This window comes from Paenibacillus sp. FSL H7-0690, from assembly GCF_037980415.1.
GTDB lineage: Bacteria > Bacillota > Bacilli > Paenibacillales > Paenibacillaceae > Paenibacillus_AQ > Paenibacillus_AQ odorifer.
Genome location: NZ_CP150281.1, coordinates 1577500 through 1588385 on the forward strand (window position 1 = coordinate 1577500; position 10886 = coordinate 1588385).

Genomic DNA, 10886 nt, shown 5'->3' on the forward strand with positions numbered 1-10886 from the left:
CTAATAAATAGAGTTAGCAAAAAGTGCGGAGAGCTTTCTCCGCACTTTTTGTTTTATCTATATTTAAAATTGAAAATCTTCATCCTTCAGTGGCTCCACATTAAGCGCCCGGACATATCCGTTGCCTTTCTTCGAGAAGAAGTCATGCTGCTTGGTGTGGGTGCTGATCCCGTTCTGAACAATCGGGTTGATCTCTTCCTCGTCAAATAGCGGATCATGGCCCAGATTCATCATCGCTTTATTGGCATTGTATCTTAGAAAAGTCTTAACCTCGTCCACCAATCCGATAGGGGCATAGATCTGCTCGGTATAACGCTCTTCATTCTCATGCAGCAGTCGAAGCAATTCTACCAGCGTATGGTGAAGTTCGCGTTGCTCGTCTTCTGGGAGCCCGTCAAAGATCTCCTGTGCCAGCACGCCGACATATACCCCATGGATGCTCTCATCCCGTAGAATAAGGTCGATGATCTCACCGCTGCAAGTCATTTTGCCCTGCCCAGCCAGATATAGGGGATAGAAAAAACCACTGTAGAACAAGTAGCTCTCGAGCAGCACGGAGGCTGCCATGGCGAGGTACAGGTCTTTTGGTGAGTCTATGTTTTTGTAATATTGTGAGATGGTCTCCGCTTTGAACTGGAGGAAGGGGTTCTCTTCTACCCAGCGGAATACACTGTCGATCTCCTCTGTAGAGGACAAAGTGGTGAAAATACTGCTGTACGATTTGGCGTGAATTTGTTCCATCATACCCATGAAGCCCAGTACGGCTTTACGTTGAAGGCCTTCGACATGCTCCATAATCTGTGGCATTCCGACTCCGCCTTGAATCGTATCCAGCAGTGTCAGGCCGCCCAGCACCTTCATATAGGAGTCCTTTTCTTGCTCACTGAGCGTGAGCCAGGACATTTTATCATCGGATAATGGAATTTCATCGTCCGTCCAGAATTGCATAATGTTCTGATTCCAGAACATCAATGAGAAATCGTCGTCGGGACGGTTCCAGTTAACGGCTTGGATAGCGGTCATAATATTGCAATCTCCTTTTCTGCGGCTATAGCCTTCCTTTTAGATCGAGCAGGTGAGGCATTCCTCGACGGACAGCTTTTTGGTCCGGGTGTAATACAGCGACTTCAAGCCTTTATGCGCCGCATACAGGTAGGAGCGGGCCAGTTCTCTGGTGGAAACATCACTGTTAACATGCAGAACGGTCGAGATACCCTGGTCGATATGGGGCTGAATTTCCGCGATCAGATCGATTACCTTGAACTGGTCCATCTGGTAAGCCGATTTATAGAAAAACACATTGTCCGGCCGCAGGTACGGCATCGGATAATAAGTAGTTGAATTAGCATAAGTCCGAGTCTCAATCTGCTCAACAATCGGCATAACGCTTGAAGTGGCGTTTTGGATATAGGAAATGCTGGCCGTTGGCGCAATCGCCAAACGGTAAGCATGGTATAGACCATTTGTTTTTACCGCATCCCGCAATTGTTCCCAGTCTGCTGGGGATGGGATATAAATATCTCCGAATAACTCTTGTACCCTTGGGGTAACCGGGCGGTAATCAGTAGTCAGGTAACGCTCGAAATAAGCTCCCGTAGCATAATCAGAAGCCTCAAATCCATGGAAAGATCGGCCCGTTGCGGCAGCGATTTCCATGCTTTTCTCTAGCGAGTGGAAATTCATAGTCATAAAGAAGGTCCGGGCAAAATCGCGGGCCTGCTCGCTTTCATAAGCAATGTTGTTCTTAGCCAGATAGCCGTGCAGATTCATGACGCCAAGACCGACAGAGTGCATTTCCTTGTTTGCTTTGGCTACGCCTGGGGCATTGGAAATACTGGTCATATCGCTAACAGCGGTCAGGGCGATCATGCCCTCATGTACGGATTCACGGATTTTGCCATGTTCCATCACGTTAACAATGTTCAAGGAAGCCAGATTGCAGCTTACATCGCGGCGGATTGTACTCTCCTGTCCGTAGTCGGCAATCTCTGAGGTCTCCTGCAGCTGAAAGATTTCAGTACAAAGGTTGGACATTTTGATCTGACCGACGTTTTTCAGGGCATGGGCCGCATTGGCATTGCTCTTGTTCATGATATATGGATAGCCAGATTCCAGCTGGATCATGGCAATTTTGGTCAGCATATCCCGTGCGCTCATAGCTTTCTTCTTTTTGACACGTGGATCGGCCAGCAGCTTATCATACATGTCATCCAGATCCATATCGTCGAGATGCGTGCCGTAGGCTTTGTACACACTGTAAGGAGCAAATACATGCAGCGCTTCATTGTCCTTCGCCAGCTTATAGAAGCGGTTTGGAATAATCAGGCCGATGGACAGGGTTTTGAGTCTTGTTTTTTCGTCAGCGTTGATTTTCTTGCTGTCGAGGAATTCCAGAACGTCCCAGCCAAAAATGTTGTAATAGGCTGCTCCTGATCCTTTACGTTGACCCATCTGATCTGCATAGGAGAAGCCGTCTTCCATCAGCTTGAGTACAGGTATAATTCCCTTCGCAGCATCCTCAACACCCTTGATAGTTTCACCACGGGAGCGTAGCTTGGATAGGTTAACGGCCACACCGCCACCGATCTTCGACAACTGCATGCAGGTATTCAGCACATAGTTGATGGAATTGAGCGAGTCGTCCATTTCGATTAGGAAGCAGGAGACGAGCTCACCACGCCGGCTCTTACCGGCATTTAAGAAGGTTGGTGTCGCAGGTTGCAGGCGCTGTTCCATCATCGAACGGGCAAGTACCCCCGCAGTATCGGCATTGCCGCGTCCCAGGTGAAGGGCGACTGCCGCCACACGGTCCGGGTAATGCTCCAGATATTGTTTACGGTCATTGGTTTTTACAGCGTAATCCATGTAGAATTTCGAAGCTGCCATATAAGATGGAAAACTGAAGTTGTAGGCATGGCTAATCTGGTAGACTTCTTCAATTTCCGCCGTGCTGTACTGTTCGTAAAAATTCTCGTAGAAATCCTGTTCAATCATATAATCAACCTTGGCTTTTGTATTCGCAAAAACCAGACTCCGGCGCTCTACATCCCGCATAAATTCGGCTACTGCCTCAAGATCTTTGTCTAACTGAAAGAAGCCACTTTCGTCTCTCTTCATCAACATGTTGTTTAATTCAATATGCCGCAACCCGGCTCACCTCCTGTTTAATCCGTTCTACATCGCCAAATGTACCCGATAACTCAAATTTACCGATAACGGGCACGTTATACCGATCTGCAATCAAGTCCGCGCTGTGCGCGAACAGCTCGCCCCAGTTCTTATTGCCGCTGGCGGCGATGCCTTTCAGATTGGCATTATTGTTCTTCAAGAAAGTAGACACCTTTTCTGGAATCTGTCCAAAGCCGGTGGTATATGTAATAAGCACATAGGGCTCATCAATCGTCATATGCTCCTCAATCTGCACAGCCGGCAACTTAAGTTTGCTGATGAAGCGTCTGACATTTCCTGTTTTTGAATCATACGCGACTAGCATGGTGTCTGTCCCCCTGTAAATATTAAAAACTATTGAAAATAGTATGAAAACTGAATGGATAAGCTATAAATTCTGAAAAATCGTATCTATACTATATTTAGTGTGCGTTGTTTATTTTAATTACTATATGTTGAAAAGTCAATATAGGAACAGCAGTCTTAATAGCTGAGAAAGTGTCTCGTAAGCGGTTTTTTGGTAGACTTTTAGGGCAGAAAGACCGGAGTATTAGCATTTTGCTAGTTTAAAAATAAAAATAAAAAAATTGCAGGAATAAGGGTGATACTTAGGGATGCTGCTGAGGGTGATGGCAAGCCAATAAATCTGCAAGGAACAGAGCCTGCTCCTTGCAGATTTATTGGCTTTATTTTTGCGAAGTGGGATTATTCTTAATAATCTCTTGATCTCAAGAACGGTTGTTTACTCCGAGGCTTCGGTCAGGCGGTGAATCTGCTTTAAGTTGCTGCATGTATTCTCTGGGGGAAATTCCGGTTACCTTTTTGAAGACCTTGCTGAAATAGAAGGCACTCTCATATCCCAGCTTCTGTGAGATTTCGTAGATGCGACCTTCCCCGCGTGCCATCATTTCTTTGGCTGTCGTGATTTTGATCTCCGTGATATATTCCACATAGTTGACCTTGGCAACCTTGGAGAAAAGGTGGCTCAGATAGTTGGGACTGAAATTGAAGACATCTGCCACTTGATTGAGCGAGAGCTTAGTTCCGAGATTTCGTTTAATATACTCTTGGACATTTTTGACGAGCTGCTCCTTGTAGCTTTGTCTGCGGGTAGAGAGGATGTCCGAGCAACCGTCCCGGAACTGGATCAGCCAGCCGGCGATCTCTTCAATCGTATGCATCTGGTAGATAGCCCGGTAGCCCTCCGGTTCATTTTCGAAAATTTGCTCCACAATGTTCTCGCCGTCTGCGAGCAGTGAAGTGGCCATGTACAGAATGTTGCAGGCAGCATCAGTGGCGGGAACCAGCAGGTCGGCCCGGCCGTCGAAGATTTCGATCATTTTGGAGATAATGGCGTATAAAGCTTGGGTATCCATTTCTTCAAAAGCACGGCGGATCTCTGTACGCAATTCGGAGAAATCAAACAACAGATGATCCTGCTCCAGCGACTCTCCTTCGGCAAAAAACACAAACGACTGTGCTTTAACCGCAGCAGGAAGCGCTTTTCGGGCAGCGAGGTAGCTTTCCCGCAGCAAATAAGGATCCTCGACCGCAAAGCCGATCGCGCCGATGATCCTTACATTGAAGTAGTTATGGAGTATGGAGGCCATATGGGTCAATAGCATTTCAATCTCAGGCATCCATTGCCGTGAATCCGTCCCGTTGACGGGCAGGGTTACAGCAAAATTGCGCAAGTCCAGACTGCTCACATAACAAGGTCTTATGGAAGTAAGCGTATCTTTAGCCATTTGGACGGTACTTGAGCACAGAGCAACCATTTTATCGCCGCGGGGCGGGACACTGTCTGGCCCCAAAATACGGCAAGTGCAGACTAGATAAGCAGGTTCCTTGAGCTCAAGGTTTAAATCATCTCTCTGCAAAAGGTACTGGTTTTTATTTGCGAATAAGTTATTGAACAGGCGGATGAAAAATTTATCGCGTTGAGCTTGTAGATTGCCTCTATGAGCAAGCATGGGATAGCTGTCTAGGGTTTGAAAAGCCTCCAACTGGGAAATTGCTTTCCGAATGGAGGCATCAAGTGCCTCTGGTGTCAGTTCTAGCTTCACTAGATAATCTGTGGCTTGCACTTCAATCGCTCCACGCGCGTATTCGAATTCCTCGTAGCTTGTTAAGATGATGAACAGCGGAAGCCGGCCGTGTTTTTTGCGTACCGCATTGGCAACTTCTAAGCCGCTTTTAATTGGCATTTTTATATCGCTGATTACGATGTCAGGACGAAGGGTGTCAATCATTTCTTCCTCTTGAGCCCCGTTGTGTGCAATGCCGACAATTTCTATATTATATTGCTCCCACTTCAGCATGGACTGCAAGCCGATACAGACCAGCGCCTCGTCATCAGCAATTAACAACTTGATCAATTCCATCACATCCTTGCTTGATATGCTACTCTATTCCTTTTGCAGGAACGGCAGAAGAATCTTCATCCGGGTATATTGGCCCGACTCACTCTCAATCGAAAGACCGTAATTATCCCCAAATGCCAGGCGCAAACGTTCATTTACGCTGCGGAGTCCAATATTCTCGGGCATTTCTTTGCTTCCATTACCTGGATTCGACAGAATCGTGGAGATTTCTTCTTCCTTCATCCCTATACCGTTGTCTTCAATCGTAACTAGAATATCGGCGAATCCACTTTTGGCCACCTTAATGAGAATTTCTCCTCTGCCTTTGGGCTCAATGCCATGGAAGATGGCGTTCTCGACCAGGGGCTGGAGCGTGAATCGTGGAATTAGGCCGGTTAGCAGTTCCTCGTTGTCAATCTCCTTTACCATAGAGACCGTACTGCCATAGCGATATTTCTGAATTAGAAAATAATCATCCAGCAGGCTCAGCTCATCTTTCAACGGCATTAGTCTACGGTTGTCTTTGGCGATGCTGCGCAGCAGTCTGGATAGTGAAGTGGTCATTTCCGCGATGCCGGTAGCATTCTGAATTGTAGCCATCCATTTGATCGAATTCAGTGTGTTGTACAGGAAATGGGGATTGATCTGACTCTGCAGCATCCGGTATTCCAGCTCCTGCTTCTGTTTCTCGTCAGCGAGCCGGCTGTCCATAAGCGCTACGATATCTTGGGACAGGCGGTTAATGCCCCGGCCGACATCGCCAAGCTCGCTGTTCCATTCGATATTGCGGTCCAGCAGGAAATTGCCCTGGGCGATCTTATCAATCCGCTTCTTCAGTTTTTCCACCGGAAGACTGATGGTACGGGTCAGATACAGCGTAATGATAGCGCTTAAGACAATAACCAGGAGACAGACGCCGAGCATAACCAGAATCCATATATTTGTCTTGGGAGCGAACAGGTCATTGGATAAAGTCTGTGACAGAATGACTCCGCTGCGTACGGGATAAGATACCACGATATGGCTCTCTTTCTCGTCCTCGAGCTTGACCATGGATAGCTCAGTTTGCGGACCGACAGGTTTATCATTGGTATAGGCCACCGGTTCATACGGCTCTGCAATGGCGATGACCTGGTCGCCGATGAGCTGATAATGATGATTGCCGAGCGTCAGCAGCAGCCGGGAATTCTTCGGCAGGGAGTACCCTTTCAGCTTGTCGGTAATAACAGTGGTATTCGCTAACAGGTACACTGTTCCAACGCGGGAAGCTCCTTTGCCGTAAATAGGAAAAACAAAAGGAATTCCGTTCGTGTTGGAGAGCGGGTCCTTGATCACCCGGTCCCATTTCTCCTCGGCATCATTGCTAAGGCCGGTAATTTGACCGATATTGTGTATGGTAAGCGGAACAGAGGTGCCGGTTTTATCCACCTGCAGAAACTTTCCGTTGCTGTCCGTAACAATCAGACGGCGGGCATAGCTGTTGGAGCGGTTGTTCAGGAAGTCCTGCTGCATCGAGTTGAATACATTAACTGCTTCCTTAGAGCTAGCCTTAGGTGAGCTGAAGTAGTCTGTAATCAGGGTATTAGTAGAAGAGTTAGTGCTGCAGGTCATCGCCAGCGATGACAGATCAATTAAATCCTGTTCAATAATATGGGATACCAGCTGCAGATTGAACTCGGTCGCCTGGATGGTTGTTTTACGCTGATAATAAGTAATTAATTCATAGCTAAAAAAAGACAACAGCGACGCTATCAGCAGTGCGAATACGGCCATGAGCAGAATAATGCGACTTTTAATGGTGGATTTTCTTACCGTATTTAACACTCCTCTACAAAATGTGAAAACATATAAAGCGTTTTCATATACCATAGCATATTCCTGCGTTCCGATACAGGGGGAGGTACATAAGCTGAATATTTTACATGTTTTAGATAGAAAATTACAGGTTTGAACCGGAGCAGGGAAGAAGAACACAGAAAAGTGAATGAACTTTGTTTGATAATGCATGCCATTCTTGCGAAAAAAGCTATAAACTTTGAACTAAGCTCAGAAGAGCCGATCGTAGTTACACAATCAGAAGAAAAGGGGATATTTAAATGAAACTGAAAAGATTCTATGGCATAACCCTCGCCACAGTATTCTCCATGAGTCTGTTGGCTGGATGTTCTGGTAATAACAACAACGAAGGTGCTGCTGCAACGACAGCTCCAGCAACGGGGAATTCTGCAAACGCTTCCGCTGAACCGAGCCAGGAGCCTGTGACTTTGAAATGGGCCTTGTGGGATTGGGAAGCTACCGCTTACTACAAGCCGCTAATCGATGCCTATAAAGCTGAGCATCCGAATGTAACGATCGAATATGTCGATCTGGGGTCGACGGACTATATGACCATGTTAAGCACACAACTATCCGGTGGCGCAGATCTGGACGTACTTACAATTAAAGATATTCCGGGCTACTCGAACCTTGTGAAACAGAATCACCTGGAGCCGCTTAAAAGCTTTATGAGTGGCAACGCTATTGATCCTTCGGTATATGGAGGTACTGTAGAACAAATCGAAGTGAACGATGAGGTGTATGCGCTTCCTTTCCGCAGCGATTTCTGGATTCTCTACTACAATAAAGATTTGTTCGACAAAGCAGGAGTGGAATATCCAAGCAATGATATGACATTCGAGCAATATGATGAGTTGGCCAGAAAAATGACTTCCGGCAGCGGTTCTGAAAAAGTGTACGGAGCTCACTACCATACTTGGCGTAGTGCGGTTCAACTGTTCGGTATTCTGGACGGCAAGAACACTGTTGTTGACGGAAACTACGATTTCTTGAAACCAACCTATGAGCGGATCCTGAAAGAACAGGAAGACGGCATCGTAATGGATTACGCCACACTGAAGACTTCAAGTACGCACTATTCTGGCGTATTCTACAATAATTCCGTTGCTACTATGAACATGGGCAGCTGGTTTATCGCTACACAAATTGAGAAAGTGAAGAGTGGCGAGTCCCAATCGGCTAACTGGGGCATTGCGAAATACCCTCATCCGGATGGTGTGGAAGCCGGTACAACCCTGGGTACAATTACTTCCCTAGCTGTAAATCAGAAATCCAAACATAAAGAAGCAGCACTTGATTTCATGAAATTCGTGACTGGTGAAGAAGGCGCTAAAGTCATTGCTTCCACCGGAACCATTCCAGCGATTAAGAATGATGAAGTTATCAATTCCATTACTTCCATCGAGGGCTTCCCTACGGATGAGAACAGCAAAGCGGCACTGACTACTGTTAAGACTTATCTGGAAATGCCTATGCATGAAAAGAGCGCAGACATCGAAGTTATTTTGAATGAAGCGCATGACAATATTATGACTAAAAATGCTTCGATTGACGAAGGTTTGGATGATATGAATGCTCGCGTACAGCAGCTCTTGAATAATTAACCTTAAGAGAGCCGGTTCTAAGGGCGGGTGAAAGCCCGCCTTTTATATTAAAAAGTATAGATTTGTGGGGAAAGTTTTAGAAGGTTTGGAGGAGAAAGAATGCAGAACGAAACCATATTGGGTACAAAAAAGATCCCTAAACGTCATTTGTCAAAAGGTGTCCGGGAAAACCTGGTAGCTTACAGCTTCATTGCGCCGAACTTTATCGGATTTGCCCTGTTTACACTGGTACCTATGTTTTTTGCCTTTATCCTTGCTTTTGTGAAATGGGACGGGGCCAATCCAATGAAGTTTATCGGGCTGGACAATTTCACCCGGTTGATCAGAGATACAACATTTCACAAAGCATTATGGAATACCATTGTTTACACTATTGGCGTAGTACCGTTCACCATGATTGTCGCGCTGGCGCTGGCGATTCTGCTTAATCAGAAGATAATGGCCCGCAATTTCATGAGAACCGTATTCTTTTTCCCTTATGTAGCATCCCTGGTAGCCGTTGCTGCCGTATGGAACTTTATCTTCAGTCCTACGATGGGTCCGATCAACAATATCCTGCATACCCTTACCGGTATCCCGCTGGAGGATCTTCCCCGCTGGGCAGCGGATAAACACTGGGCGATGTTCACAGTAATACTGTTTACAGTGTGGAAAAACATGGGTTATTACATGGTTATTTACTTGGCAGGTCTTCAGGGCATCAACCCTGAATTGTATGAGGCTGCTGAACTTGATGGTGCGGGTGCGTGGAGAAGATTCCGCAATGTGACGGTCCCTCAACTGGCGCCTACCTCTTTCTTTGTTCTGATGATTCTAGTCATCAATTCGTTCAAAGTCTACGATATCTTTATCAACCTATTTGCCGGCGCCGATAACCAGTTGAATGATTCTACAAGGGTTATGGTGTATCAAATCTACAATACGGCGTTCCGCTCGCTTGATTACGGATATGCCAGCGCCATGGCCATTGTATTGTTTCTGCTGGTACTTGGCATCACCATCGTCCAGTTCCGCGGCGAGAAGAAATACGGACAATAGGAGGATTCAAAAGATATGGTTGGTAAAAGTAAAGGACTTCGAATCAGCATTATGGTTCTTGTGTATATTTTGTTGTTTGCGACAGTACTGGCGATGCTGGTTCCGTATATATGGATGTTGTCTTCTTCACTCAAGATGAACAAAGATGTCTTTTCCTTCCCAATGCAGTGGATTCCACAGAATCCGCGCTGGGAGAATTTCGCGGATATCTGGACACGCATTCCGCTGGGCCGTTTTATTTACAATACGGCGAAATTATCGATTATCGTAACGATTCTACAACTACTGACTTCTAGCTTTGCTGCGTACGCGTTCTCCAAACTGCATTTCCGGGGAAAAAACATTCTATTCCTTGGATATATTGCAACGATTGCGATCCCTTGGCAGGCTTACATGGTGCCGCAATTTATCCTGATGCGTTACATGGGACTTAACAACACGCATTTGGCAATCATACTGCTGCAGGCATTCTCGGCATTTGGAGTATTTCTGATGCGCCAGTTCTATCAAGGTGTTCCGGATGAATTATGCGAGGCTGCCCGTATTGACGGCTTGAGCGAATATGGAATTTGGGCGCGAATCATGTTGCCGTTGTCCAAGCCAGCCTTGTCTACATTGACGATCTTCACCTTTGTCGCTACCTGGAATGACTTCCTAGGGCCAATGATTTATCTGACAGATACGAAACTCAAGACTATCCAAATCGGACTAAGAATGTTCATCTCGCAATATTCCGCCGAATATGGCCTGATTATGGCCGCGAGTGTGGTGTCCATTATTCCGGTTGTAATTGTTTTCCTGGCTCTGCAAAAGTACTTTGTACAAGGTGTTGCAGCATCGGGCATTAAGGGCTAGAACCGTATTTGACCTGGCAGTT

General features: G+C 46.3%; 8 protein-coding genes. 3 read left to right on the forward strand and 5 right to left on the reverse strand.

What is annotated here, in order from left to right; genetic code table 11:
* Nucleotides 1–63: 63 nt before the first annotated feature.
* The 5 genes from nrdF to MHI32_RS07075 all read right to left on the reverse strand — a co-directional run bounded on the left by nrdF (nucleotide 64) and on the right by MHI32_RS07075 (nucleotide 7400).
* Nucleotides 64–1023, reverse strand: coding sequence for a class 1b ribonucleoside-diphosphate reductase subunit beta (gene nrdF, locus MHI32_RS07055; RefSeq protein ID WP_076099522.1), 960 nt, complete (start codon nucleotides 1021–1023; stop codon nucleotides 64–66).
* Nucleotides 1024–1062: 39 nt separating this feature from the next.
* Nucleotides 1063–3147: a class 1b ribonucleoside-diphosphate reductase subunit alpha gene (nrdE, locus tag MHI32_RS07060; protein WP_340012078.1), complete on the reverse strand. Its 2085-nt coding sequence runs from the start codon at nucleotides 3145–3147 to the stop codon at nucleotides 1063–1065.
* A complete protein-coding gene (gene nrdI / locus MHI32_RS07065) occupies nucleotides 3134–3493 on the reverse strand; it encodes a class Ib ribonucleoside-diphosphate reductase assembly flavoprotein NrdI (protein WP_036675861.1) in 360 nt (119 codons plus the stop codon). Before nrdI ends, nrdE begins: the two co-directional genes overlap by 14 nt.
* A 403-nt stretch (nucleotides 3494–3896) precedes the next feature.
* Complete coding sequence (locus MHI32_RS07070) at nucleotides 3897–5546, reverse strand: helix-turn-helix domain-containing protein (RefSeq protein ID WP_340012079.1); 1650 nt, start codon at nucleotides 5544–5546, stop codon at nucleotides 3897–3899.
* A gap of 30 nt (nucleotides 5547–5576) precedes the next feature.
* On the reverse strand, nucleotides 5577–7400 hold the full coding sequence (locus tag MHI32_RS07075) for a sensor histidine kinase (protein ID WP_081383302.1): 1824 nt from the start codon (nucleotides 7398–7400) through the stop codon (nucleotides 5577–5579).
* A gap of 227 nt (nucleotides 7401–7627) precedes the next feature.
* Here MHI32_RS07075 and MHI32_RS07080 point away from each other — a divergent pair, with 227 nt between their 5' ends.
* The 3 genes from MHI32_RS07080 to MHI32_RS07090 all read left to right on the forward strand — a co-directional run bounded on the left by MHI32_RS07080 (nucleotide 7628) and on the right by MHI32_RS07090 (nucleotide 10864).
* A complete protein-coding gene (locus tag MHI32_RS07080; protein ID WP_036675860.1) occupies nucleotides 7628–8971 on the forward strand; it encodes a sugar ABC transporter substrate-binding protein in 1344 nt (447 codons plus the stop codon).
* A gap of 99 nt (nucleotides 8972–9070) precedes the next feature.
* Nucleotides 9071–10009: a sugar ABC transporter permease gene (locus tag MHI32_RS07085; protein ID WP_036675858.1), complete on the forward strand. Its 939-nt coding sequence runs from the start codon at nucleotides 9071–9073 to the stop codon at nucleotides 10007–10009.
* Between the two features lie 15 nt (nucleotides 10010–10024).
* On the forward strand, nucleotides 10025–10864 hold the full coding sequence (locus MHI32_RS07090) for a carbohydrate ABC transporter permease (protein ID WP_081383301.1): 840 nt from the start codon (nucleotides 10025–10027) through the stop codon (nucleotides 10862–10864).
* Nucleotides 10865–10886 lie beyond the last annotated feature (22 nt).